This window comes from Burkholderia sp. WSM2230, assembly GCF_000472445.1.
Classification (GTDB): Bacteria; Pseudomonadota; Gammaproteobacteria; order Burkholderiales; family Burkholderiaceae; genus Paraburkholderia.
The window spans coordinates 141,929-167,091 of the sequence record NZ_AXAJ01000014.1 but is presented as its reverse complement, the minus strand read 5'-3'; the positions used below and the strand labels follow the sequence as shown (position 1 = coordinate 167,091).

General features: G+C 63.2%; 23 protein-coding genes. 16 read left to right on the top strand and 7 right to left on the bottom strand.

Annotation, left to right across the window (positions count from 1 at the left end; translation table 11 throughout):
* Positions 1 to 432 precede the first annotated feature (432 nt).
* Positions 433 to 1,209, bottom strand: a complete 777-nt coding sequence (locus A3AC_RS0123800) for an enoyl-CoA hydratase (RefSeq protein ID WP_025601974.1) — start codon at positions 1,207 to 1,209, stop codon at positions 433 to 435.
* 131 nt (positions 1,210 to 1,340) lie between these two features.
* Here A3AC_RS0123800 and paaN point away from each other — a divergent pair, with 131 nt between their 5' ends.
* From paaN to paaK, 5 genes are all read left to right on the top strand, one after another.
* Positions 1,341 to 3,041, top strand: coding sequence for a phenylacetic acid degradation protein PaaN (paaN, locus tag A3AC_RS0123795; RefSeq protein WP_025601973.1), 1,701 nt, complete (start codon positions 1,341 to 1,343; stop codon positions 3,039 to 3,041).
* Positions 3,042 to 3,172: 131 nt separating this feature from the next.
* Positions 3,173 to 4,375 (top strand): 3-oxoadipyl-CoA thiolase, encoded by a 1,203-nt coding sequence (pcaF, locus tag A3AC_RS0123790; RefSeq protein WP_025601972.1) that lies wholly within the window; start codon positions 3,173 to 3,175, stop codon positions 4,373 to 4,375.
* 58 nt (positions 4,376 to 4,433) lie between these two features.
* Positions 4,434 to 5,225, top strand: coding sequence for a 2-(1,2-epoxy-1,2-dihydrophenyl)acetyl-CoA isomerase PaaG (paaG, locus tag A3AC_RS0123785; protein ID WP_025601971.1), 792 nt, complete (start codon positions 4,434 to 4,436; stop codon positions 5,223 to 5,225).
* A 1-nt stretch (position 5,226) separates the two neighbouring features.
* On the top strand, positions 5,227 to 5,706 hold the full coding sequence (gene paaI / locus A3AC_RS0123780; protein WP_025601970.1) for a hydroxyphenylacetyl-CoA thioesterase PaaI: 480 nt from the start codon (positions 5,227 to 5,229) through the stop codon (positions 5,704 to 5,706).
* Positions 5,707 to 5,915: 209 nt separating this feature from the next.
* Positions 5,916 to 7,220, top strand: coding sequence for a phenylacetate--CoA ligase PaaK (gene paaK, locus A3AC_RS0123775; RefSeq protein WP_025601969.1), 1,305 nt, complete (start codon positions 5,916 to 5,918; stop codon positions 7,218 to 7,220).
* A 404-nt stretch (positions 7,221 to 7,624) separates the two neighbouring features.
* Here paaK and mltA read toward each other — a convergent pair whose 3' ends face one another.
* Positions 7,625 to 8,857 carry a murein transglycosylase A gene (gene mltA / locus A3AC_RS0123770; protein WP_198018031.1) on the bottom strand — a complete coding sequence of 411 codons (1,233 nt, stop codon included), beginning with the start codon at positions 8,855 to 8,857 and terminating at the stop codon, positions 7,625 to 7,627.
* On the opposite strand from mltA, the gene A3AC_RS0123765 reads away from it, so the two are divergent.
* Positions 8,778 to 8,966: a hypothetical protein gene (locus tag A3AC_RS0123765; protein ID WP_025601967.1), complete on the top strand. Its 189-nt coding sequence runs from the start codon at positions 8,778 to 8,780 to the stop codon at positions 8,964 to 8,966. The genes mltA and A3AC_RS0123765 overlap by 80 nt on opposite strands.
* Positions 8,967 to 9,033: 67 nt before the next feature.
* Here A3AC_RS0123765 and apaG read toward each other — a convergent pair whose 3' ends face one another.
* Positions 9,034 to 9,408, bottom strand: coding sequence for a Co2+/Mg2+ efflux protein ApaG (apaG, locus tag A3AC_RS0123760; RefSeq protein WP_025601966.1), 375 nt, complete (start codon positions 9,406 to 9,408; stop codon positions 9,034 to 9,036).
* Positions 9,409 to 9,879: 471 nt separating this feature from the next.
* Here apaG and rpe point away from each other — a divergent pair, with 471 nt between their 5' ends.
* The 8 genes from rpe to A3AC_RS0123720 all read left to right on the top strand — a co-directional run bounded on the left by rpe (position 9,880) and on the right by A3AC_RS0123720 (position 17,294).
* Positions 9,880 to 10,563: a ribulose-phosphate 3-epimerase gene (gene rpe / locus A3AC_RS0123755; protein WP_025601965.1), complete on the top strand. Its 684-nt coding sequence runs from the start codon at positions 9,880 to 9,882 to the stop codon at positions 10,561 to 10,563.
* An 11-nt stretch (positions 10,564 to 10,574) separates the two neighbouring features.
* The gene (locus A3AC_RS0123750) at positions 10,575 to 11,291 is read left to right on the top strand and encodes a phosphoglycolate phosphatase (protein WP_025601964.1); all 717 of its coding nucleotides are present in this window, start codon (positions 10,575 to 10,577) and stop codon (positions 11,289 to 11,291) included.
* A gap of 365 nt (positions 11,292 to 11,656) precedes the next feature.
* A complete protein-coding gene (gene trpE / locus A3AC_RS0123745) occupies positions 11,657 to 13,150 on the top strand; it encodes an anthranilate synthase component I (RefSeq protein ID WP_025601963.1) in 1,494 nt (497 codons plus the stop codon).
* A 13-nt stretch (positions 13,151 to 13,163) separates the two neighbouring features.
* A complete protein-coding gene (locus tag A3AC_RS0123740; protein WP_025601962.1) occupies positions 13,164 to 13,757 on the top strand; it encodes an aminodeoxychorismate/anthranilate synthase component II in 594 nt (197 codons plus the stop codon).
* 17 nt (positions 13,758 to 13,774) lie between these two features.
* Positions 13,775 to 14,806 (top strand): anthranilate phosphoribosyltransferase, encoded by a 1,032-nt coding sequence (trpD, locus tag A3AC_RS0123735; RefSeq protein ID WP_025601961.1) that lies wholly within the window; start codon positions 13,775 to 13,777, stop codon positions 14,804 to 14,806.
* A 30-nt stretch (positions 14,807 to 14,836) separates the two neighbouring features.
* Complete coding sequence (gene trpC, locus A3AC_RS0123730) at positions 14,837 to 15,634, top strand: indole-3-glycerol phosphate synthase TrpC (RefSeq protein ID WP_025601959.1); 798 nt, start codon at positions 14,837 to 14,839, stop codon at positions 15,632 to 15,634.
* 53 nt (positions 15,635 to 15,687) lie between these two features.
* Entirely contained in the window at positions 15,688 to 16,314 is a 627-nt protein-coding gene (locus tag A3AC_RS0123725; protein WP_025601958.1) for a CYTH domain-containing protein, read from the top strand.
* A 122-nt stretch (positions 16,315 to 16,436) separates the two neighbouring features.
* Positions 16,437 to 17,294: a uracil-DNA glycosylase gene (locus A3AC_RS0123720; RefSeq protein WP_025601956.1), complete on the top strand. Its 858-nt coding sequence runs from the start codon at positions 16,437 to 16,439 to the stop codon at positions 17,292 to 17,294.
* Positions 17,295 to 17,457: 163 nt separating this feature from the next.
* On the opposite strand, the gene A3AC_RS0123715 is transcribed toward A3AC_RS0123720, so the two are convergent.
* From A3AC_RS0123715 to A3AC_RS0123700, 4 genes are all read right to left on the bottom strand, one after another.
* A complete protein-coding gene (locus A3AC_RS0123715; protein ID WP_013340610.1) occupies positions 17,458 to 18,054 on the bottom strand; it encodes an FMN-dependent NADH-azoreductase in 597 nt (198 codons plus the stop codon).
* Positions 18,055 to 18,207: 153 nt separating this feature from the next.
* Positions 18,208 to 19,998 carry a M61 family metallopeptidase gene (locus tag A3AC_RS0123710; protein ID WP_025601955.1) on the bottom strand — a complete coding sequence of 597 codons (1,791 nt, stop codon included), beginning with the start codon at positions 19,996 to 19,998 and terminating at the stop codon, positions 18,208 to 18,210.
* Positions 19,999 to 20,092: 94 nt separating this feature from the next.
* Positions 20,093 to 20,818 carry a DsbC family protein gene (locus A3AC_RS0123705; RefSeq protein WP_025601954.1) on the bottom strand — a complete coding sequence of 242 codons (726 nt, stop codon included), beginning with the start codon at positions 20,816 to 20,818 and terminating at the stop codon, positions 20,093 to 20,095.
* Positions 20,819 to 20,960: 142 nt separating this feature from the next.
* Positions 20,961 to 22,133 (bottom strand): UbiH/UbiF family hydroxylase, encoded by a 1,173-nt coding sequence (locus tag A3AC_RS0123700; RefSeq protein WP_025601953.1) that lies wholly within the window; start codon positions 22,131 to 22,133, stop codon positions 20,961 to 20,963.
* 259 nt (positions 22,134 to 22,392) lie between these two features.
* Here A3AC_RS0123700 and ychF point away from each other — a divergent pair, with 259 nt between their 5' ends.
* Together ychF and ugpB are read left to right on the top strand one after the other, a co-directional pair.
* Positions 22,393 to 23,487: a redox-regulated ATPase YchF gene (gene ychF, locus A3AC_RS0123695; RefSeq protein WP_025601951.1), complete on the top strand. Its 1,095-nt coding sequence runs from the start codon at positions 22,393 to 22,395 to the stop codon at positions 23,485 to 23,487.
* 273 nt (positions 23,488 to 23,760) lie between these two features.
* Positions 23,761 to 25,095 carry a sn-glycerol-3-phosphate ABC transporter substrate-binding protein UgpB gene (gene ugpB / locus A3AC_RS0123690; RefSeq protein ID WP_025601950.1) on the top strand — a complete coding sequence of 445 codons (1,335 nt, stop codon included), beginning with the start codon at positions 23,761 to 23,763 and terminating at the stop codon, positions 25,093 to 25,095.
* The last annotated feature ends 68 nt before the right edge of the window (positions 25,096 to 25,163 follow it).

Genomic DNA, 25,163 nt, shown 5'->3' with positions numbered 1-25,163 from the left:
GCTCACTCAACGTACTGACGAATGATCTCTCCATCTTCCGACAGAAAAACCTTCCTTTCATTACTGTGTGAGACTTGATACTTTCGCTTTAACGCCCGGCTCCGAAGAACCCGGCTCGCGTCGCGCATCAAGCGCCCACACTTATCGGCTGTTAGTTTTTAAAGATCGGTCCGCATACTCCGCAAGCGCCTGTTTCAAACTACCCGGCACTGCTTCGTTCTGCGTCGCTGCATCAGCAGCAGAGAAGCGGGATTATGCAGAACTTCCGCTGCGCCGTCAACAGGTTTTTGCTACTGCCTGAACCTGCCGCCACCGCCGGAAGCCTTGCCACTACTGGCTTTCCCGCTTCCCGTGCCCCGGCGTCCGGAGCACGAAAGAGCGAGATTCTAGCGAGACGGGCGACGCCTTGCAAGCGTTATTTTGACAAGCGTATTAACGGTGCTTGAAAACCGGTTTGCGCTTCTCGACGAACGCCGCCATCCCTTCCTTTTGATCTTCCGTCGCGAACAACGAATGGAAAAGGCGACGTTCGAAATGCACACCCTCCGCGAGCGTCGTTTCGTACGCGCGATTGACCGACTCCTTCACCATCATGACCGCCGGCAGCGGGAACTCGGCGATCGTCGCGGCCGCGGCAATCGCCTCGTCAATCAAAGACGCCGCGGGAATAACGCGCGACACCAACCCGGAGCGCTCCGCTTCCACCGCGTCCATGAAGCGCGCGGTAAGGCACAGGTCCATCGCCTTCGCCTTCGACACCGCGCGCGGCAAGCGCTGCGTTCCGCCGGCGCCCGGCATGATGCCGAGTTTGATTTCCGGCTGTCCGAACTTCGCCGTATCTGCAGCGAAGATCATGTCGCACATCATGGCCAGCTCGCAGCCGCCGCCCAGCGCAAAGCCGGCCACCGCCGCAATGATCGGCTTGCGAATCGAGCGAACCGTCTCCCAATTGCGCGTGATGTAGTCGCCCTTGTAGACGTCCATATAGGAATAGGTCGACATCATGCCGATGTCCGCACCCGCCGCGAACGCCTTCTCGCTGCCCGTCACGACGATGGCGCCGATGTGGTCGTCGGCGTCGAACTCACGCAGCGCCGTCCCTAGTTCGTCCATCAAGGCATCGTTCAGCGCGTTCAGCGCCTTGGGACGATTCAACGTGACGAGGCCAACCCGCCCCCGCGTCTCGACCAGAATGTTCTCGTAAGCCATGCCGCCTCCTTGTGATAAATCGAGCGCGAAAAACGCTTCGCGCGGCTATCTTAATAATGCTAACATTCCCCAACCAACCGGTCGGTCAATTATTCGACGGGCTCCTTCCAACGTACAGCCAAGCCTCTGCCATGACACATCCGTTTTTCACCAAGCACGAAGACACGCTGCAAAAGGCGCTCGCCGCGGCGGAAACGCGCGGTTACTGGAGCCCGTTCGTCGAAATGCCCAGTCCGAAAGTGTACGGGGAAACCGCCAACGCGGACGGCGAAGCCGCTTTCAAGGCGCATCTGAACACCGCCTTCCAGCTGGACCAGCCTTCCACGGGAGAAACGGTTGGCGCGGAAGTGTCTCCATTCGGTTTCCCGCTCGGTATCCGTTACCCGCAATCCGCTCCCGACGCGCTCATTGCGGCAGCCGCGACTGCTCAACGCGACTGGCGCGCCGCTGGCCCGCGGGCCTGGATCGGCGTATCGCTCGAAATCCTGGCGCGGCTCAATCGCGCGAGCTTCGAAATCGGCTACAGCGTGATGCACACGACCGGCCAGGCCTTCATGATGGCGTTTCAGGCCGGCGGCCCGCACGCGCAAGACCGGGCGCTGGAAGCCGTCGTGTACGCGTGGGACCAATTGCGCCGCATCCCCGCCGAAGCCCACTGGGAAAAACCGCAAGGCAAGAACCCGCCGCTCGCTATGCACAAGCGCTACACGATCGTGCCGCGCGGCACCGGCCTCGTACTCGGGTGCTGCACGTTCCCGACGTGGAATGGCTATCCGGGCCTTTTCGCCGACCTCGCCACCGGCAACGCCGTGATCGTCAAGCCGCATCCCGGCGCGATCCTGCCGCTTGCAATAACAGTGCGAATTGCGCGCGACGTTCTGCGCGAAGCCGGTTTCGACCCGAACGTCGTCACGCTGCTCGCCACTGAGCCGAACGACGGTGCGATCGTCCAAAGCCTGGCCGTGCGTCCGGAGATCAAGTTGATCGACTTCACCGGCAGCACGCAAAACGGCACCTGGCTCGAGCGCAACGCGCACCAGGCTCAGGTCTACACCGAAAAAGCCGGCGTCAATCAAATCGTGATCGACTCCGTTGACGACATCAAAGCCGCCGCCCGCAACATCGCGTTCTCCCTCGCGCTTTACTCCGGCCAGATGTGCACCGCGCCGCAAAATATCTACATACCGCGCGGCGGCATCCGTACCGCGGACGGCACACTCACGTTCGACGAAGTCGCGCAGGCCATTGCCGGCGCCGTACAAAAGCTGGTGGCGGACCCCGCGCGTGCCGTCGAGCTGCTCGGCGCAATCCAGAATGAAGGCGTCAGCCAACGCATCGACGAAGCCGCGAGGCTCGGCCGCATTCTTGCCCCGAGCCAGACATTGGAGCACCCCGTTTTTGCCGCTGCCCGCGTGCGCACGCCGCTCGTAGTCCAGCTCGATGCCGCAACCGACCGCGCGCAATTCACGCGGGAATGGTTCGGTCCCATCTCGTTCGTCATTGCTACCGACTCGACGGCGCAGTCTCTCGAACTCGCCGGCACGATCGCGGCCGAGCACGGCGCCCTGACTCTTTCGGTGTACAGCACAGATCAAGCCGTGCTCGAACAGGCGCACGAGGCGTCGTTGTGCGGCGGCGTCGCGCTTTCGATCAACCTGACGGGCGGTGTGTTCGTCAACCAGTCGGCGGCGTTCTCCGATTTCCATGGCACTGGCGCGAACCCGGCGGCAAATGCCGCGCTCACCGACGCGGCCTTCGTCGCCAATCGCTTCCGTGTAATCCAAAGCCGCGTTCATGTTGAACCGAAAGCGGTGCCGGCGGTAGTCAGCTGAACGTCATAAGACCGAAGCACGGTGTTCGGTTCGTCCTACGTCTTTTGGCCGAATAGACCCCGCCGTGCGCGCCAACTAACATGAGACATCGGATCGGCAGGCAACGCCGGTCCACCTCAGCAGGAACGGATATGAACGACGCCTTTATCTGCGACGCGATTCGCACTCCCATCGGCCGCTACGGCGGCGCCCTGAGAGACGTCCGGGCCGACGACCTCGGCGCCGTGCCGATCAAGGCATTGATCGAGCGTAACCCGGGCGTGGACTGGCGCGCCGTGGACGACGTGATCTACGGTTGCGCGAATCAGGCCGGCGAAGACAATCGCAACGTGGCCCGCATGTCGGCGCTGCTCGCGGGGCTTCCCACAGAGGCGCCGGGCGCGACCATCAACCGTCTGTGCGGCTCGGGCATGGACGCCGTCGGGACCGCAGCGCGCGCCATCAAGGCCGGCGAGGCCCGGCTGATGATCGCGGGCGGCGTGGAAAGCATGACTCGCGCACCCTTCGTGATGGGCAAGGCGGCGAGCGCGTTTTCGCGGCAAGCCGACATCTACGATACGACGATCGGCTGGCGCTTCATCAATCCGCTCATGAAGAGCCGGTACGGCGTCGATTCAATGCCGGAAACTGCGGAAAACGTGGCAGTCCAGTTCAGCGTTAGCCGCGCCGATCAGGACGCATTCGCACTGGCCAGCCAGCAGAAGGCAGCGCGCGCACAACGTGACGGTACGCTGGCGCAGGAAATCGTCGGTGTCGAGATAGCGCAGAAAAAGGGCGACCCCGTTCGAATCACACTCGACGAGCATCCGCGCGAGACTTCGCTCGAAAGCCTCGCAAAGCTCAAGGGCGTCGTTCGTCCCGAGGGCAGCGTCACTGCCGGCAATGCATCGGGCGTGAACGACGGCGCCTGCGCGCTACTGCTCGCGAATCAACAAGCGGCCGATCAATACGGCCTGCGCCGTCGCGCACGCGTCGTAGGCATGGCGACGGCCGGCGTCGAGCCGCGCATCATGGGTATTGGCCCGGCACCGGCCACGCAAAAGTTGCTCAAGCAACTTGGCATTAAGCTCGAGCAACTCGACGTGATTGAGTTGAACGAGGCATTCGCCTCGCAAGGGCTTGCGGTTCTGCGCACGCTAGGTTTGCGGGACGACGACCCGCGCGTCAATCCGAATGGCGGAGCGATCGCGCTCGGGCATCCGCTCGGCGCATCGGGCGCGCGCCTTGTCACGACCGCGCTGTATCAACTCGAGCGCTGCAACGGGCGCTTCGCGCTTTGCACCATGTGCATCGGCGTGGGCCAGGGCATCGCGCTCGTCATTGAACGGCTCTGACATAAAGCGCCGCAGTTCCGCGAAAAGTTTCGCGAACGGGACCTTGAGGAGACACCCGATGTCATACGAAGCGATCCGCCTGGAGTTTGACGAATCGAGCCGCGTGGCCACCATCACGCTGAACCGCCCCGACAAGTTGAACAGTTTCACGCGCGCGATGCACGAGGAACTGGCGGCCGCGCTGGGCGAAGTCGAGACGAACGGCGCTCGCGCTCTCGTCCTGACGGGCTCGGGGCGCGGCTTCTGTGCAGGACAGGATCTCGCCGATCTCGATTTCACGCCCGGCGCCATGACGGATCTTGGCGAGTTGATCGACGCGCATTTCAACCCGCTGATTCGCCGCCTGCAGTCACTGCCGTTGCCCGTGATAGCAGCAGTCAACGGCACGGCGGCGGGCGCTGGCGCAAACCTCGCGCTCGCTTGCGACATCGTGCTGGCGGCACGTTCGGCCAGCTTTATCCAAGCTTTCGTGAAGATTGGCCTCGTGCCGGATTCTGGCGGCACGTGGTTCTTGCCGCAGCGCGTCGGCATGGCGCGCGCAATGGGGCTCGCCATCACCGGCGACAAGTTGAGCGCGGAGAAAGCCGAAAGCTGGGGGCTCATCTGGCAGACCGTCGACGATCAGGAGCTCGCGGAAGCCGCGGCCAGACTGGCGGCACAGCTCGCGCAGCAACCCACACGCGCCATCGCTGCGATCAAGCAGGCCATGCGCGCGGGCACGACGCAAACGCTCGATGAGCAACTCGACCTCGAGCGCGACCTGCAACGCGAACTGGGTGCATCGCACGACTATGCGGAGGGCGTGCAAGCTTTCGTAGAGAAGCGCGCGCCGCGCTTCGAAGGGCGCTGATATGTCGACGCAACCTCTCTACCCTTCGGACATGATGCCCGACGAACTCGCCCGCGCAACCGCCGCCGCCATGTACGAGAACGACGCGTGCAGCCGTGCGCTGGGCATCGAAATTGTGGAAGTGCGCGCGGGCTATGCGCGTCTGCGGATGCCTGTACGTGCCGATTTTCTCAACGGCCATCAGATCTGTCATGGCGGCCTGATATTCACGCTCGCTGACTCGAGCTTCGCGTTCGCTTGCAACTCGCGCAACCTCAACACGGTGGCATCGGGTTGCTCGATCGAGTTCCTCCGTCCGGCGCATGGCGGCGATGTGCTCACCGCAGAGGCTGTCGAGCAGACATTGAACGGCCGCACAGGAATCTACGACATTCGCGTCACTAATCGCGCCGGCGAGACAGTCGCGATGTTTCGCGGCAAATCGGCGCAAATCAAGGGCAACGTGATTCCGCTTGCACCGTCGACCACGAAACCGGATTAAGACAAAGACTGCCGCGTCAAAAGCGCCCAAAGAAGGCTCACGGCAAGCGCTCCACGCGAGAGTCGCAAGTCCGTGGCAGTCATGAGCGGTGAGCCGGCAAACGGTCCACCGCATGGCGGCAGCCCGCAGTTCCAGCGCCGCCGCTCGAAGTTTTGCGCGCAAGCGCAGCCCATATCAGACCCAGCATTGAGGCAGCAAGGAGACAATCAATGAGCCCCGCCCTTCCGCTCGATCCAATCGAGACCGCCAGTCGCGACGAACTGGCCGCGCTTCAGCTTGAACGGCTCAAATGGTCGCTCAACCACGCGTACGAAAATTCACCCGTCTATCGTCGCAAGTTTGAGGAAGCGGGGATTCATCCGAGCGACCTGAAGACGCTTGCGGACCTCGCGCGCTTCCCGTTCACGACAAAGAAGGATTTGCGCGACAGCTATCCGTTTGGAATGTTCGCCGTGCCGCAAGAGCGGATCTCGCGCATCCACGCTTCATCGGGTACGACAGGCAAGCCGACCGTGGTGGGCTACACCGCGCGCGATATCGACACGTGGGCGAATCTCGTCGCGCGTTCCATCCGCGCGGCCGGCGCCAAACCCGGCGACAAAGTACATGTCAGCTATGGTTACGGCCTCTTTACGGGCGGTCTGGGCGCGCACTACGGCGCGGAGCGCGCGGGCCTGACCGTGATCCCGTTCGGCGGCGGCCAGACGGAAAAGCAGGTGCAACTGATCCAGGACTTCCGGCCCGACATCATCATGGTGACGCCGAGCTACATGCTCTCGATTGCCGACGAGCTGGAACGCCAGGGCGTCAACCCAGCCGATTGCTCGCTGCGCATCGGCATCTTCGGCGCGGAGCCGTGGACCAACGACATGCGTCGTGCTATCGAACAGCGCATGGGCATCGACGCGGTCGACATTTACGGTTTGTCGGAAGTGATGGGGCCGGGCGTGGCGTCGGAATGCGTCGAGACGAAAGACGGCCCGACCATCTGGGAAGATCATTTTTATCCGGAGATCATCGACCCCGAAACCGGCGAGGTCCTTCCGGACGGAGAACTCGGCGAACTGGTGTTCACGTCGCTCACCAAGGAAGCGTTGCCGATCGTTCGTTACCGCACGCGCGATCTCACGCGTCTCCTGCCGGGCAGCACCCGCAACATGCGCCGCATGGAAAAAATCACCGGGCGCTCGGACGACATGATGATCGTGCGTGGCGTCAACGTGTTTCCCACGCAAATCGAGGAACTGCTGCTCAAGCAACATGCTCTCGCTCCTCACTATCAGATCGTGCTGACCAAGGAAGGTCCGCTCGATGTGATGACGCTGAACGTGGAGCCCTGCCCGGAAACGGCGCCGGACGTTGCCGCCCTGAGCGCGGCGAAGCAGGCGCTGGCCTATGACATCAAGGCGCTTATCGGTGTAAGCGCGGTCGTCAATGTGCTGGCGGTGAACGGAATTGAACGTTCGGTGGGCAAGGCGCGCCGCGTCGTCGACAAGCGCAAGTCGGGGCAGTGAATAGAAGCTGCGGGTGTTTTGAGAGGGGCGCGCGGAAATTGGGCGGCCGGGGCGCTAGCTTGGCCGTGGCCTTGACTCGCCAGTGGCACTAACTTGGCCGGGGCGCTAGCCGGGGCGCTAACTTGGCCCGGGTACTAACTTGGCAGTGGCGATAACTTGGCCGGGACGCTAACCCGGCCGTAGTCTTGACTCGGCCGTGGCGCCAACTCGGCCGTGGCGCTAAACCGGCCGTCACGCGAGCTCGCCGTGGCCCCCAGCCCGGCCGTGTGGCGAACTCGGCCGTGTCTTTAGCTACTAGCGGTGGCGTCCCGCGCAAACGCCGCAGCCACGCCACACAGCGCCCCCCCCCCCCGCAATCCCGCACGCGCCGCCGCGCCTACGCGCGCAATGCGTCGTAGCTTCCGTCAGGAATTCGGCAGCAGCAACCACATCCGGCCGCCCTGCTTCATCTTCCCCGCAAGATCGCCTGCGTCGTCGCCGAGACCCCAGAAATAGTCGGCGCGTACTCCACCCTTGATCGCTGAGCCTGTGTCCTGCGCAAACACGAGACGGTTCATCGGCGAGTTCGTCAGCGGCCGGGTGGTCTGCAAAAAGACAGGCGTGCCGAGCGGAATCGAGGCCGGATCGACGGCGATCGAACGCTCCGGCGTCAACGGCACACCAAGCGCGCCGATCGGGCCGTCCGCGCCGCCCTTGGGCACAGTTTCCGCCGACGGCATCTCGCGGAAGAACACGAAGCGCGGATTCGTATCGAGCAGCGCATCCACGCGGCCGGGGTTCGCGCGCGCCCACGCCTTGATGCCTTGCATGGTGGCTTGCGCAGGAGTGAGCTCGCCGCGATCCAGAAGCCACCGTCCGATGGACTTGTATGGCTGGTTGTTCGTGCCGCCAAAGCCCACGCGCATCACGCTGCCGTCTTCCATGACGATCCGGCCGGAACCCTGCACTTGCAGGAAGAACGCCTCGATGGGGTCGTCCACCCAGACAAGCTCGTTGCCGTTCAACACGCCCATGCGTTCGAGCTGTGCCCGCGGCGGCATTGGCGTGCCGGGGCGATAGCTCGACGGCCAGCGATACAGTGCAGTCTGATAAACGCCATGCCGCGTGCGCGAGCCGCGCAACAACGGCTCGTAGTAACCGGTGACGAGACCGTCGAGCGTGCCGTCGTTGTTGGCTAGCTGGAAGGGCGTGAAATAGGCTTCAAAAAAAGCACGGGCGCTAGTGACGTCGAGATCGTCCAGTTGCGCCGCCGCAGCGCATGCCCGCGCCCAGTTCGGCTGGCGCGCAAGCCTCATGCAGTTCTGCCGCAACGCGGCCGTCGCGCCGATCAGCGAATCGTCCTGCCAGCCGGGAACCTGCTGCCACGCTACGGCCGTGAGCCGCGTAGCGGCGATCTGGCCAGGAATGATCGCGGCGCCGGTGGGCGGCGAAGCCACCGGCCGGACCGCGCCGCCGCCACCGCAGGCAGCGAGGATTGCCGCCACCGAAAGCGCGCCGAGCCAGGCTCCGGTCGCGCGGACAAAACGCATACAATGTTCGTTCTTGATGGAAACCGCCATGTCTGATCTGTTCGACGAATACCCAATGCTCATCTTCGCGCTGGAATCGCTTCTCGCGCTGTTCCTGCTCGTGTTCATCGTGGTGTGGACGTCGTCCGGTAAAAAGAAAGCGGCGCGCGCCAACAGCCGCGAGGCACCAAAGCCGCACACCCCCCGAAACCCCCAAAACCCGCAAAAACCGCTCTGACGCAGTGCCGTTCGCGCATTCCACGGCGCGCATTGCCCCGTTAAAGACCGCGGACCGCGCCCACGGTTCAATGCAGCGTACGCGGCATGCGCAGAATGAACTCGGGCACTGGCGCGTCGAAACGCTCGCCGTCCTCGGCCACGCAGAAATACTCTCCTCGCATCGTGCCGACCGGCGTGGCGATGACCGCCCAGCTCGTATATTCGAACTGCTCGCCGGGCTTGAGCAGCGGCTGGTGGCCGACTACGCCTAAGCCCTTCACTTCCTGCACGGCCTTTTCACTGTCTGTGATCACCCAATGCCGAGCGATCAATTGCGCGGGCACCTGACCGGTATTGCGGATGGTCAGCGTATAAGCGAACGCATACTGACGACGCTCCGGGTCCGACTCCTCGGGCAGGAACTGCACCTGCGCCGACACGCTGAATTCGTACTGGCTCATCCTGATTCCAATCTGCTGAAACGGGTGCGAGAAGATTGCTGGAAAGCCCGAACGCCAATGGCTTGAGGCTCATTGACGCCGCAGCGCCATGGTTTGGCATTCTGCGGCATGAGCGAGGCGCCCGCAACCGGACATAACCTTTGGACAAGGACACGTAAGACGCTGCGGACGCTTGCGGCTCGTCTCCGGCGACTTCCTGACGGGACGCCAATGAGCGCCGCGGCTTTGCAGGACGAAGAGCCGCGACCCGGATTGGGCGTAACGCCGCCAGGCTGCCCGCTTCGCACCGCTCAGCGTTCACTGCGCATCTTGCCCACCACCGCCAGGCCGCTCGCGCCCACCGCCTGCCTCCCCCTGCCACCGCGCTCACCGCGCTCACCGCGCTCACCCGCTCACCCGCACACCCGCACACCCGCACACCCGCTCACAAAAGGTAAAATACCGCTTTCCCGCTTGCATCCGCCCGCCGCCATGACGCAATTCCGCATCGCTCCCAGCATTCTGTCCGCCGACTTTGCCCGCCTCGGCGAAGAAGTCCGCAATGTCGTCGCCGCCGGCGCCGACTGGATCCATTTCGACGTGATGGACAACCATTACGTGCCGAACCTCACCATCGGTCCGCTCGTGTGCGAAGCCATTCGTCCGCATGTGGACGTGCCCATCGACGTGCATCTGATGGTGCGCCCCGTAGACCGCATCGTGCCGGACTTCGCGAAGGCAGGCGCGAATCTGATCAGCTTTCACCCGGAAGGCTCCGACCACATCGACCGCACGCTGTCGCTGATCCGCGATCACGGCTGCAAGGCCGGCCTCGTTTTCAATCCGGCCACCTCGCTCAATTATCTGGACCACGTGATGGACAAGCTCGACCTGGTGCTGATCATGTCGGTGAATCCCGGTTTTGGCGGCCAGTCGTTCATTCCGGAGGCGCTGAACAAGCTGCGCGAAGCCCGCAATCGGATCGACGCGTACAAGGAACGCACCGGCCGCGAGATCCATCTGGAAGTGGACGGCGGTGTGAAGGTCGACAACATCGCGGAAATTGCCGCGGCGGGCGCGGACACGTTCGTGGCGGGCTCGGCGATATTTGGCCAACCGGACCACAAGGTCGTGATCGACAAGATGCGCGCCGCGCTCGCCAACATCCAGCACTGAGACCGCGCCACATGACCGCTCCGTTCCCCGCCCCGACTTTCACCGGCCCGCGCCTGCAAGCCGCGATCATCGATCTCGACGGCACGATGATCGACACCGCCGACGACTTCACCGCCGGCCTGAACGGCATGCTCGCGCAGCTCGACGCAGAGGAAACCTCGCGCGAGGAAGTGGTCGGCTATGTCGGCAAGGGCTCGGAGCACCTGATCCGCAGCGTGCTCGCGCCGCGCTTCGAAGCGGAAAACGCGCAAGACCGTTTCGACGAAGCGCTCGCCATCTATCAGGCGGAATACGCGAAGATCAACGGCCTGCACACGCGCCTTTATCCCGACGTGGAAGCCGGCCTCGCCGCCCTGCGCGACGCCGGCGTGAAGCTCGCGTGCGTTACCAACAAGCCGCATCGCTTCGCGGTCGAACTGTTGCGGCAATATGGGCTCGAGCAATACTTTAGCGTTGTGCTGGGCGGCGACAGTCTGCCGAAAAAGAAGCCAGACCCGCTGCCCATGCTGACCGCTGCGGCGCAGCTTGGCGTCGAACCGCGCGCCACGGTGGCTATCGGCGATTCCGAAAACGACGCGCTGGCGGGCCGTGCGGCGGGCATGTCGACGCTCACTGTGCCGTACGGCTACAACCATGGCCAAGCTATACAAACAATAAAATCCGATGGTATAGTTGCCTCGCTGCTGGACGCCGCCAAGGCGATCGCAGCGCACCAATCCACGACTTGAAAAGTCCTTCATCCTCATGTTTCTGAATAAAAAACGGAGTCTGATTAGCATCGACCGGGGAGCCTGGCCCTGGCGTCGCTGGTCGCGCTAACCTCGCCTGAGGTACGCTGAAGCTCGTCTTCGGCAACCGTTTTTTACTTCGCTGCGCTCACGCGTTTTTCCATCTTTTCGGTTCGCTGCATCGGTTGGTTCGGCCTGTGTACTGGCAAAGTACATCTGTGCGCCGGAACTCCGTGCTTGCGTCGATGGGAAAATCGCGCCGGTCGGTTCATCATCGCAAATGTCGAACCAACGCCTGACCGGCTGCGCCATGCCCCGCTTTGTCCGACGCACGCTGCCGCCGGACCTATGAACAGGATCGGAACATGACCGAACTCGAATTCCAGTCCCTCGCCAACGAGGGTTTCAATCGCATCCCGCTGATCGCCGAAGCGCTCGCCGACCTTGAAACGCCGCTTTCGCTGTATCTCAAGCTCGCGCAGACCGAGCGCAACGGCGCAAACTCCTTTTTGCTCGAGTCGGTGGTGGGCGGCGAGCGCTTTGGCCGCTATTCGTTCATCGGCCTGCCGGCGCGCACGCTGGTGCGCACCCGCAACGGCGTGTCAGAAGTGGTGCGCGACGGCAAGGTGATCGAAACACATGAGGGCGATCCGCTCGAGTTCATCCAGCAATTCCAGAGCCGTTTCAAGGTCGCGCAGCGTCCGGGCTTGCCGCGTTTCGCTGGCGGCCTCGCGGGTTATTTCGGCTACGACGCGGTGCGTTACATCGAGAAAAAGCTGGCACACACGGCGCCCAAAGACGATCTGAACCTGCCGGACATCCAGTTGCTGCTGACCGAGGAAGTCGCGGTAATCGACAACCTCGCGGGCAAGCTGTACCTCGTGATCTATGCCGATCCGACGCAGCCCGAGGCGTACACGAAGGCGAAGCAGCGTCTGCGCGAGCTGCGTCAGCGTTTGCGCGCGACCGTTGAGCCGCCGGTCACGTCGGCGAGCGTGCGCACCGAAACCTACCGCGAGTTCGCAAAAGACGATTATCTGGCGGCCGTGCGCAAAGCGAAGGAATACATCGCCGCCGGAGAGCTGATGCAGGTGCAGGTCGGCCAGCGTCTGACGAAGCCGTACCGCGACAATCCGCTGTCGTTGTATCGCGCGCTGCGTTCGCTGAATCCGTCGCCCTATATGTACTACTACAACTTCGGCGAATTCCATGTGGTCGGCGCGTCGCCGGAAATTCTGGTGCGCCAGGAAAAACGCGGCGAAGACCGTATCGTCACCATTCGTCCGCTGGCCGGCACACGCCCGCGCGGCAACACGCCGGAACGCGACGCCGAGCTCGCCACTGAACTGCTGAACGACCCGAAGGAAATCGCTGAGCACGTGATGCTGATCGACCTTGCGCGCAACGACGTGGGCCGTATCGCGCAAATCGGCTCGGTGGTTGTGACCGACAAGATGGTGATCGAAAAGTACTCGCACGTGCAGCACATCGTGAGTTCGGTGGAAGGCAAGCTCAAGCCGGGCACGACCAATTTCGACGTGCTGCGCGCCACCTTCCCGGCCGGCACCCTGTCGGGCGCGCCAAAGGTCCGCGCAATGGAACTGATCGACGAACTGGAGCCCGTGAAGCGCGGCCTCTACGGCGGTGCGGTCGGCTATCTGTCGTTCACCGGCGAAATGGACCTCGCCATTACCATCCGCACCGGCGTGATCGCAAACGGCAATCTGTATGTGCAGGCGGCAGCGGGTGTCGTCGCGGATTCGGTGCCCGAATCCGAATGGCAAGAGACCGAGAACAAGGCGCGCGCCGTGTTGCGCGCGGCCGAACAGGTTCAAGACGGCCTCGATAGCGACTTCTGACCGGAGACCCACCATGCTGCTCATGATCGACAACTACGACTCGTTCACCTACAACCTGGTGCAGTACTTCGGCGAACTCGGCGAAGACGTGCGCACCTATCGGAACGACGAAATCACGCTAGACGAAATAGCGAAGCTGAACCCCGAGCGCATCTGCCTGTCGCCCGGCCCGAGCAATCCGCAACACGCCGGCATCACGCTCGACGTGCTGCGCGAGTTTTCCGGCAAGACGCCGATTCTCGGCGTGTGCCTCGGTCATCAGGCCATCGGCGAAGCATTTGGCGGGCGCGTGGTGCGCGCGCAGACCATCATGCACGGCAAGGTCAGCACGATCGAAACGGATTGCAAAGGCGTGTTCGCCGACCTGCCGAAGCACTTCGTCGTCACGCGGTATCACTCGCTCGCGATCGAACGCGAGTCGCTGCCCGACTGCCTCGAAGTGTCCGCCTGGACCGAAGACGGCGAAATCATGGGCGTGCGTCACAAGGAACTGGCGGTTGAAGGCGTGCAGTTCCATCCCGAGTCGATTCTTTCCGAGCACGGCCACGCGCTACTCGAGAACTTCGTGCAGCAGTCGAAAGCGAAGACGGCCCAACGCACCGCCTGATGAAGCGAGACAACATCATGACCATCACGCCCCAGGAAGCGCTGCAGCGGACCATCGAGCACCGCGAAATTTTCCACGACGAAATGCTGCATCTGATGCGGCTCATCATGCGCGGCGAACTCTCGCCCGTCATGGCCGCCGCGATCATCACGGGCTTGCGCGTCAAAAAAGAGACCATCGGCGAAATCACCGCCGCCGCCACGGTGATGCGTGAATTTGCCCGGCACGTCGATGTGCAGGACAACTCCAACTTCGTCGATATCGTCGGGACCGGCGGCGATGGTTCGCATACCTTCAACATCTCCACGGCCACCATGTTCGTGTCCGCCGCGGCCGGCGCGAAAGTCGCGAAGCACGGCAATCGCGGCGTGTCGAGCAAGTCGGGCAGCGCGGACGTGCTCGAAGCGCTCGGCGTGAATATCGACCTGCAGCCGGAACAAGTGGCGGCCTCAATTGCCGAAACCGGCATGGGCTTCATGTTCGCGCCGAATCATCACCCGGCCATGAAAAACATCGCGCCGGTGCGCCGCGAACTCGGCGTGCGTACCATCTTCAACATTCTGGGTCCGTTGACGAACCCAGCGGGCGCGCCGAATCAGTTGATGGGCGTATTCCACGCAGATCTCGTGGGCATTCAGGTTCGCGTCATGCAGCGCCTCGGCGCGAAGCACGTGCTGGTGGTGTACGGTATGGACGGCATGGACGAAGTGTCGCTCGGCGCGGCCACGCAAGTCGGCGAACTGCGCGACGGCGAAGTCCACGAATACGAGATTCATCCGGAAGACTTCGGCATGCAGATGGTGTCGAACCGCACGCTGAAAGTGGCGGACGCTGCCGAATCGAAAGCGATGCTGCTCGAAGCGCTCGACAACAAGCCGGGCGTCGCGCGCGAGATCGTCACGCTGAATGCGGGCACCGCGCTTTATTCTGCGAACGTGGCGTCATCGATTGCGGATGGCATTCAGCTTGCGCGTGAGGCCATCGCTAGCGGCAAGGCTCGCGCAAAAGTCGACGAACTCATCCGCTTCACGCAGCAATTCAAGCACTGATCACGTAGCAACCAACGTAGCGAGACACCTATGAGCGACATCCTCGACCGTATCATCGCGGTCAAACGCGAAGAAGTCCGCGCGGCCGAACAAAGCGCGCCGCTCGAAGAACTGCGCCTCGAAGCGTCGTCACGCGACATTCGCGATTTTGTCGGCGCGTTGCGTGCGAAGCACGCGGCGGGCCTCGCCGCGGTGATCGCGGAAGTGAAGAAGGCGAGCCCGTCCAAAGGCGTACTGCGCGAGGACTTCGTGCCCGCGCAAATCGCGCGTTCTTATGAGAAGCATGGCGCGGCCTGCCTGTCGGTGCTGACCGATGTACAGTTCTTTCAGGGCAGCGTCGCGTATCTCGAACAGGCGCGCGCCGCCTGCCAGTTGCCGGTGCTGCGCAAGGACTTCATTGTCGATCCGTATCAGATCGTCGAGGCTCGCGCGATGGGCGCCGACGCGATCCTGCTGATCGCCGCCGCGCTCGAAACTTCGCAGATGCAGGACCTCGAAGCGCTTGCGCATTCGCTCGGCCTCGCCGTGCTCGTCGAAGTGCACGACAGCGACGAGCTCACGCAGGCGCTCACGTTGAAAACGCCGCTGATCGGCATCAACAACCGCAATCTGCGCACGTTCGAAACCTCGATCGAAACGACAATCGGCATGCTGGAAGCGATTCCCGACGACCGCATCGTGGTGACCGAATCGGGCATTCTGTCGCGCGCGGATGTTGAACGGCTGCGCGCGAACAACGTGAATACGTTTCTCGTGGGCGAGGCGTTCATGCGCGCCGAGGAGCCGGGCGTGGAACTTGCCCGCATGTTTTTTCCAGGCGCGGCGTGAAGGGAGCGCCGCGCAGTTAGCGAATAAGCAGCGGAGCAGACAGGAGAGCAGCAATGGGCATGGAACGCGAGATCAAGTTGCTGCTGCCGGCCGCACAGGTCAAGGCGGCCTCGGCGTGGTTCGTCGCTCGTACCGGCGACGAAGGCCGCGCGATCAAGCTGTCGAACATCTATTTCGACACGCCGCAACTTGCGCTGGCAGCGTCGAAGAGCGCGCTGCGTTTGCGCCATACGCCGGACGGCTGGCTGCAAACCTTCAAAACCGTGGGCAAGGCGACGAACGGTTTGCATAGCCGTCACGAATGGGAAATGCCGGTTGCGGGCGAGGCGCTCGAAATCGACGCGTTGCTGCGCGAATGCGATGAGCCGGCCGCCGCGAAGGCGCTGCGCGACGCGGCGCCGCAGTTGACCGAACTCTTTCGCACCGACTTTACGCGCACGCTGTGGCATGTGAGCGTCGACGGCTCCCAGGTTGAGGCCGCGATTGACCAGGGCAACGTGCTTGCCGAAGTGAACAGCGAGCTGCGCCGCGCTCCGATCTCTGAAATCGAACTGGAACTCAAGTCCGGCGACGAAGCCGCGCTGCACGCGCTCTGCGCCGAACTCGGCAAGCAGATCGCCGGCCTTGCGCCGGAAAACATCAGCAAAGCGCAGCGCGGGTATCAATTGCGGGCGGGCTGAGAGCGGTGCCGTTTCATCGTTGCGCCATGTGGGCGCGCCGCGCCGTCACGCCGTCGCGCCGTCACGCCATCGCGCCGCCCCAAACTTGAGTCACGTCGCGTTTGCTGCGACACTTCTGCGCCATGACTTCCTCGCACCGTACTCGCCGTTCGCCCTCGCAGGCATCGCTATTTGGCGACGCCGCGGCGCCGGCCAGCGCCACGCGCGCCACATCCGCCGCGCCTGCTACGTCGCACCAGCCGCATCGAGCCGGCGGCGCACCGCTTACGCTCGAAGCACAGTTCGCCGCGTTGCCGGCTGCATGGCGTGCACATCTGAAGCCGTTCATAGAAAGCGACGCCTATGCGCCGCTGTGCCGTTTCGTCGACGGTGAGCGCGCGGCCGGCAAAACCGTTTATCCCGCCGACGTGTTCCGCGCGTTGCGCCTGACGAGCCCCGACGAAGTGAAAGTCGTGATCCTCGGCCAGGACCCGTATCACGGTGAAGACCGCGGCACGCCGCAAGCTCACGGGCTTGCGTTTTCGGTGGCGCCGAACGTGCGTACGCCGCCGTCGCTGCGCAATATCTTCAAGGAAATTGCAGCCAGTCTCGGCCACGAACCGCCCAGCCACGGCTGCCTCGACACGTGGGCGAAGCAAGGCGTGCTGCTGCTGAACACGGTGCTGACGGTGGAGCGCGATGCGGCGGCCAGCCACGCAAAACGCGGCTGGGAAAAGTGCACGGACACGCTAATTCACGAACTGGCGATGCGCCACGACGGTCTGGTGTTCATGCTGTGGGGCGCGCACGCGCAAGCCAAGCGCGCGCTGCTCGGCGGCAAATCGCATTACGTGCTGGAAGCGCCGCATCCGTCGCCGTTGTCGGCACATCGCGGCTTTCTCGGCTGCGGGCATTTCGCGAAGGCAAACGAGTATCTCGTCAAGCACGGCCGCGCGCCGATCGACTGGCGTCTGCCCGACGAAGCGCAAATGCTGGCTTAGGTCAAATCAAACACATCAAAACAAAAAACGCCACGTGAGCCAAAGTCACGTGGCGTTTCTTATTGCACCGCTGCAAGGGCGCCGCGGCGAAGCGGCGCGAATCCGCAAATTCAACCTAGCGGCCAGTTCAGGCACTCACTGAAGCCGCGCCTCGAACAGCGTCTCAAGCAGCGGCGATCGCTTCGCGTGCTGCGGCCAGCGCGGCGCTCGCTGCATCCGGGCCCATGTTCAGGCCTTCGGCATAGATGAAGTTGACGTCGGTCATGCCGAGGAAGCCGAGGAAGCTCTTCAGATACGGCGTCTGGCTGTCGTTCGGCGTACCGAGATACTTGCCGCCGCGTGCAGACACGACATACACCTTCTTGCCCGTCACCAGACCTTCCGGACCGTTCGCGGTATAGCGGAAGGTGATGCCGGCGCGCGCGATGAAGTCGAAGTACGTCTTCAGTTGCGACGAGATGCCGAAGTTGTACATCGGCGCGCCGATCACGACGATGTCGGCGGCTTGCAGCTCCGCGATCAGCGCTTCGCTGCGGGCGGCAATCGCGGCCTGCTCGGCGGTGCGCTGGTCGGCCGGCGTGAAGAACGCGCCGAGAACGGCGTCGTCCAGGTGCGGCAGCGGCTCGGCTTGCAGATTGCGGACGACGACTTGCGCGCCCGGATTCGACTGTTGCAGCTTTTCGGTCAGTTCGTTCACCAGCAGCGTGGAATTCGCGCCTTGCGAGCGGGCTGCCGAGTTGATTTGCAGGATCGTGGTCATGGTTGACTCCAGTAGGGGCGCGCAGTGTTGCGCGAGTGGAGCCATTGTGTTTTTTTACCGATCCGGGAAAAAGCCATCCGGCAGCGACGGATTGTTGCATTGGTAGAACAATCCGCCGCCGACAAAGTCAATTGAGGCCACCGCGGATTACAGTCAGCCTGCGAGCCAGCGTTCGCGCGCCTTTCGGGTGGCGGGCCGCTTGTCGCCGGCGGTGAGCTTGTAGCGCGACACTTCTGGGCCGTCCAGCTTGAGTTGAGCGGTGCGCAGTTCGTCGCGGCGGAACGCGTGCACTTCGACCTTTGCGCCCGGTTGATAGCGCGCGAGCAGCGCGTCGAGATTCGAGCCCGTCACGCGCAGGCCGTCGAGCGCGATCAGCACGTCGCCGGCCGAGAGCCCGGCTTTCTGCGCGGCGCTGCCCTCGTGAACCGCCGCAAATGTGCACTCCGCGCCGCCGCGCACGCGCGCGCCGAGCGACGGCTTGCCATTCTTGTCGGGTTCCGGCGCGATCGCCACACCGAACGGCGCGAGCAGCGTATCGAGCGGCAAATCGCGGGTGCCGTGTACGGCTTGCGCGAACAGTTCGCCCAATTCCACGCCAGTGGCCTCGGTGAAAAGCGCCTCGATTTCACTCTCTTCGACACCGACTGGCTTGCCGCGGTAAAAGTCGCGGCCAAAGCGCTGCCACAGCAGACGCATCACATCGTCAAGCGACTTGCGATGATTGGTTCGCGCGCGAATCGCGAGATCAAACGAAAGTGCGACGAGCGAGCCCTTGGTGTAATAGCTGACAATCGCGTTCGGCGCGTTCTCGTCCTGCCGGTAGTATTTGACCCACGCGTCGAACGAGCTTTCGGCGACGCTCTGCCGGGTCCGGCCGCTGCCGCGCAGCACGCCGCCAATCACCTTGCCGAGCATGCCCAGATAATCGTCCTGAGAGATGAGGCCGCTGCGCACGAGAATCAGGTCGTCGTAATAGGACGTGAAGCCTTCAAAGAGCCACAGCAGCGACGTGTAGTTCTCCACGGCAAGGTCGTACGGCGCGAACACCGCCGGCTTGATCCGCTTCACATTCCACGTGTGGAAATATTCGTGGCTGCACAAGCCGAGATAGGTCCGGTAGCCTTCCGTCAGCGCCTCGCGGCCTTGCACCGGCAGATCGCCGCGATTGCAGATAAGCGCCGTCGACGCCCGGTGCTCGAGCCCGCCATAACCGTCGGTCACGGCTTGCGTCATGAAGACGTAGCGGTCCACGGGCGCTTTCTTCGACTTTGGCTCGAAAAGCGCGATCTGCGCTTCGCAGATGCGCTTGAGGTCGGCGCACAGGCGTTCCATGTCGAGCCCGATCACGCGCCCCGCGATCACGACGTCGTGCGGCACGCCGTGTGCCTTGAAAGTCGCGAGCTCGAACTCGCCGAGCGTCACCGGATGGTCGATCAGCTCGTCATAGTTCTGCGCGCGATATTCACCGAAGCCGTAGCGCTTCGTGCCGCGCGCTTCCGGCAACGCGGTGGCGACGCGCCAGCCGCGATACGCCGCGCCTTCCGGCTTCTGAATGTCGACCACACACGGTGCTTCTTCGTGACCGAGCGGCGACAGGAACACGCTCGTGCCGTTAAAAAAGCCGGTGGTGTCGTCGAGATGCGCGGCGCGCACCGACAGATCCCACGCGTAGACCTCGTAGCGCAGCGTCAGCGCGCCTTTCACGGGCGCGGCTTGCCACGTGTGCTTGTCGGTTTTCTCGACACGCACCTTGCGGCCCGCGTCGTTGAACGCGCGCAGCGTGACGATGTTGCGCGCGAACTCGCGCACCATGTAGCTGCCCGGAATCCACACCGGCAGCATGAAACGCTGGCCGTCCGGATCGGGATCGACGACGGTCACGGTGACTTCGAACAGATGAGCGGCGGGTTGCTTGGGAACGATGGTGTAGCGGATCGGCTTCATCGGCGGCGCGTGGTTTTTTGAGCTTGAATGTCTGGATGCTTGATGCGAAAGGAGGCGCCCGTTGCGCCTCCTTTGCCTGATGTCAGCCGTGTGCTCAGTGCACCGCGGCCATTTCCTTGTCGAGCCGGTCGGCCGGCACTGCGCCCGGCAGGCGGCGGCCGTCGGCGAGAAATACGGTCGGCGTGCCTTCCACGTTCATCGCGTGGCCGAGCGCGAGGTTCTTGTCGATCGCGGCGGTGTCGCAAGTGGCGGCGGCCGTGGGCGCCTGATGGTCCTGCATCCACGATTCCCAGGCCTTCGCGCGGTCCGCCGAGCACCAGATCGACTTCGACTTGGCGGTCGAATCCGGCGACAACACCGGGTACAGGAACGTGTAGACCGTCACGTTGTCGATCGACTTCAGCGTGGTTTCGAGCTGCTTGCAATACGGGCAGTTCGGATCGGAGAACACGGCGATCTTGCGCGAGCCGTTGCCCTTCACCACCTTCACCGCGTTCCCAAACGGCAGGCTCGCAAAGTCGATACGGTTGGTTTCCGACAGACGCGCATCCGTCAGATTCTTGCGCGTTTTCGTGTCGACCATATCGCCGAGCAGCAGATAGTCGCCATTGGCGTCGCTATAGACGATCTGATTGCCGAGGTTCACTTCGTACAGGCCGGCAATCGGCGACTTCGTTACGCTCTTGATCGTCACGTCCGCGAGACGGGATTGCAGCGTGGCCTTGAGTTTGTCGGTCGACTGGTCGGCCTGCGCGGAGCAGCCGATGGTGACGGCGGCGATCGCGAGCACGGCAGCCGCCATGCGGAAGGTTTTTTTCATGCTGAATTCCTGGTTCAAGCGCGCGCTTTGCGCACGCATTGGCGTTTTGCGAGGTTTGGGTCCGAAGTGAACCGCCTCCACTGTGCGTTCATGATACCCGTCTCACCGGCCGCGCACGCCGCGCGGCATGTTGGTGGAGATCTCAGCCGAGGGCCGCCGACACCAGCCAGCGCTTGATGAACGGCTGTGCGCCGACGAAAGCCATGCCGCTATTGCGCACGATCTTCGCGAGCGGGCCGGGTACGGAGAACAGTTTCTGTAGACCGTCCGTCGCGATCATCAGCGCGCGAATGTCTTCGCGGCGCGCGCGTTCGTAGCGCCGCAGCAGCACCATGTCGCCGAGATCGCGGAACGACTCCTTGCCGGCGACCGTATCGGCCAGCGCCGCGACGTCGCGCAGACCGAGGTTCATGCCCTGTCCCGCGAGCGGATGGATCAGATGCGCGGCGTCGCCCACCAGCGCGACGCGCGGCGCAACGAGCCGGTCCACCGTTTGCAGCGCGAGCGGAAACCCCTGCGCGGGCGTCACGCAATCGAGCCCGCCGAGCTGGCCGCCCGTCACGCGCTCCACTTCCGCCGCGAGCTGGGCCGGATCGAGCGCGATCAGTTGCTCGGCGTGCTCGGTGCGGGCCGACCAGACGAGCGACACGTGGCCGTCGGGCATTGGCAGCAGCGCGATGATTTCGCCGTCCTTGAACCACTGGAAGGCAGTCTCGCCGTGCGGCTTTTCCGCCTTGAAGTTCGCGACCACGCCGGTTTGCCGGTAGTCGCGCCGGTTCATCTTCGAGCCGATTTGCGCGCGCACCCACGAGTGAGCGCCGTCCGCGCCGACCACGAGATCCGCCACGAGCACGCTGCCATTCGCGAGACCCACGCTCGCGCTGTCGGCGGTGAAGTCGAGCGCCTGCGCGCGGCTGTCGATCCATGTGAGATTCGGCTGAAAGCGCAGCGCCGCGTCGAGCGCCCGCTCGATCACCGACGATTCGACGATCCACGCGAGTTGCGGCACCGAAGCCTGAAACGCGGAAAAATGCAGTTCGGCATGCGCGTCGCCGTAGACGCGCATGTCGTAGACCGGACCGAGCCGCGACAGATCTAGCGCCTGCCAGACGCGCAAACGCTCGAGCAACGCCTGCGAACTCGACGACAACGCGTACACCCGCGAGTCGAAGGAAGCGCCGGCGGGCAGCGGCGCGCAGGCCTGCGCGAGCAGCGCGACGCGCAGTCCGGCTTGCGTGAGCGCAAGCGCCGCGGTCTTGCCGACCAGCCCGCCGCCGATCACGGCGGCATCGAAAGTCTGATGGTGTGCGTTCATCCGCGCATTATAGCGGCGGGGTTGCGGGCGGCGGACCGCGCGTGCAGCTTTCTGAAGCCACGTCAAGAAGCCGGTTGGAACGGGTTACAATTACGTTTTCCGTGACAAAACCGCCCAGAATCGTCGAGGCAATGCCCGCTCTGGTGTCGTGTCCCGCTCCGCTGCGTTTTCCTTTGCCGCGTCTGGCGCAAAGGCTTTCCGAATCCTGCACACAGCGTCGAGCGCATCACGCAATTTACTGAATCACTGAAGGATTTCCATGAGCCTCAAATGCGGCATCGTCGGCTTGCCTAACGTCGGCAAGTCCACCCTCTTCAATGCGTTGACCAAGGCGGGCATTGCTGCCGAAAACTATCCGTTCTGCACGATCGAGCCGAACGTCGGCATCGTCGAGGTGCCGGACGCGCGCCTGAAGGCGCTCGCGGAAATCGTCAAGCCCGAACGCATCCTGCCTGCGGTCGTGGAATTCGTCGACATCGCCGGTCTGGTGGCGGGCGCGAGCAAGGGCGAAGGCCTCGGCAACCAGTTCCTCGCGAACATCCGCGAGACGGACGCCATCACGCACGTCGTGCGCTGTTTCGAAGACGAGAACGTGATTCACGTCGCCAACAAGATCGATCCGCTGTCGGACATTGAAGTCATCAACACCGAACTCGCGCTGGCCGATCTTGCAACGGTCGAAAAGGCGCTCGCGCGCTATTCAAAGGCCGCCAAGTCGGGCAACGACAAAGAAGCCGCCAAGAATGCCGCCGTGCTCGAAAAGGTGCGCGCGCAACTGGATCAGGCAAAGCCGGTGCGCGCGCTGGATCTCTCGGACGAGGAAAAGGCGACGCTCAAGCCGTTCTGCCTGATCACCGCCAAGCCGACCATGTACGTCGCGAATGTGAAGGAAGACGGCTTTCAGAACAATCCGCACCTTGACGCCGTGACGAAGTTCGCGGCGTCGGAAAACGCGCCGGTCGTCGCCGTTTGCGCGGCAATTGAAGCGGAAATCGCCGACTTGGACGAGGCGGACATGGAAGTCTTCCTCGCCGACATGGGCATGGAAGAGCCGGGGCTGAACCGCGTGATCCGCGCCGGCTTCAAGCTGCTGGGCCTGCAAACGTACTTCACGGCGGGCGTGAAGGAAGTGCGCGCGTGGACCATCCATATCGGCGACACGGCGCCGCAAGCGGCGGGGGCGATTCACACCGACTTCGAGCGCGGCTTCATTCGCGCGCAGACCATTTCCTTTAACGACTACATCACCTACAAGGGTGAGCAAGGCGCGAAGGAAGCCGGCAAGATGCGCGCGGAAGGCAAGGAATATGTGGTGCACGACGGCGACGTGATGAATTTTTTGTTCAACGTGTAAACCGCGTACCGCAGCGCCGACTGCAGTAGAACCCGTCGGCTCAACGCAGCCCTTCAAAAGCCCGCCTCGTGCGGGCTTTTTGCATTACCGAACCCCACTATTTCAGTTTCATGACACACGATGTTAAATTGCCGCATTCGGCGCCCGTCAAAAGCGGTAAAAGCGAAGCCTGAAAAGCCGCGCGCGCCGCCGCCGGCCGACGCCGGACTGTCATCGAACACAAATAGAATCGCGCGATTCGCGTTCGCGCACCTTCCGTCAGGAGACAAATCGATGAGTTTGAAGCCGCTGTTCCGTTCGCTTTCCGTTGCCGCCGTGCTGAGCGCGGGCATTATCGGCACCAGCCAGACGGCTCAGGCCGCCACTGAAATCCAGTTCTGGCACGCAATGGAAGCCGCGCTCGGCGAGCGTCTGAACGACATCGCCAACGCGTTCAATGCGTCGCAGTCCGACTACAAGATCGTGCCTGTCTTCAAAGGCACCTACGACCAGACGTTGGCAGCGGGCATCGCCGGTTATCGCAGCGGCAACGCGCCGGCCATCCTGCAAGTCTATGAAGTCGGCACCGCGACCATGATGCAGGCGAAAAAAGCCGTCGTGCCGGTATCGGACGTGTTCAGGCAGGCCGGCCTGCCGCTCGACGAAAAAGCGTTCGTGCCGACCATCGCAAGCTATTACAGCGACGCAAAGACCGGCCACCTGATCTCGATGCCGTTCAATAGCTCGACGCCCGTCCTCTACTACAACAAGGACGCGTTCAAGAAAGCCGGCCTCGATCCGAATCAGCCGCCGAAAACGTGGGCGGAACTGCAGGCCGACGCGCAGAAGCTGAAAGCGTCCGGCATGGCGTGCGGCTATTCGTCGGGCTGGCAAAGCTGGATCCAGTTGGAGAACTACAGCGCGTGGCACGGTGCGCCTTTTGCATCGAAGAACAATGGTTTCGACGGCGCCGACGCGCAGCTCGAATTCAACAAGCCGCTACAGGTCGCGCATATCCAGTTCCTGCAGAACATGCAGAAGGAAGGAACGTTCAGCTACGTCGGCCGCAAGGACGAACCGGTCTCCAAGTTCTATAGCGGCGACTGCGGGATCATCACGAACTCGTCGGGCTCGCTTGCCACCATCAAGAAGTACGCGAAGTTCAACTTCGGCACCGGCATGATGCCCTACGACACGAACGTGAAGGGCGCGCCGCAGAACGCGATCATCGGCGGAGCGAGTTTGTGGGTGTTGTCGGGCAAGGATCCGGCTGTCTACAAAGGCGTGGCGAAATTCCTGTCTTATCTGAGCTCGCCCGAAGTCGCCGCGAAGTGGCATCAGGATACGGGCTATCTGCCGGTCACGACCGCCGCGTATCAGTTGACGCAGCAACAGGGCTTTTACGAGAAAAACCCGGGCAGCGACACCGCGATCAAGCAGATGCTCAACAAGCCGCCTCTGCCGTACACCAAGGGCTTGCGCCTTGGCAACATGCCGCAGATCCGCACGATCATCGACGAAGAGCTCGAGCAGGTGTGGGCTGAAAAGAAGACGCCGCAACAGGCGCTCGACTCGGCGGTCTCGCGGGGCGACGAGCTGCTGCGACGCTTCGAGAAAGCCGGCAGTTAATCCCTTGCGCGAGTCGGCAGGATTTCGGCGCTCGCGCCGGAATCCGCCTGCAGCACCACTCTTGAGAT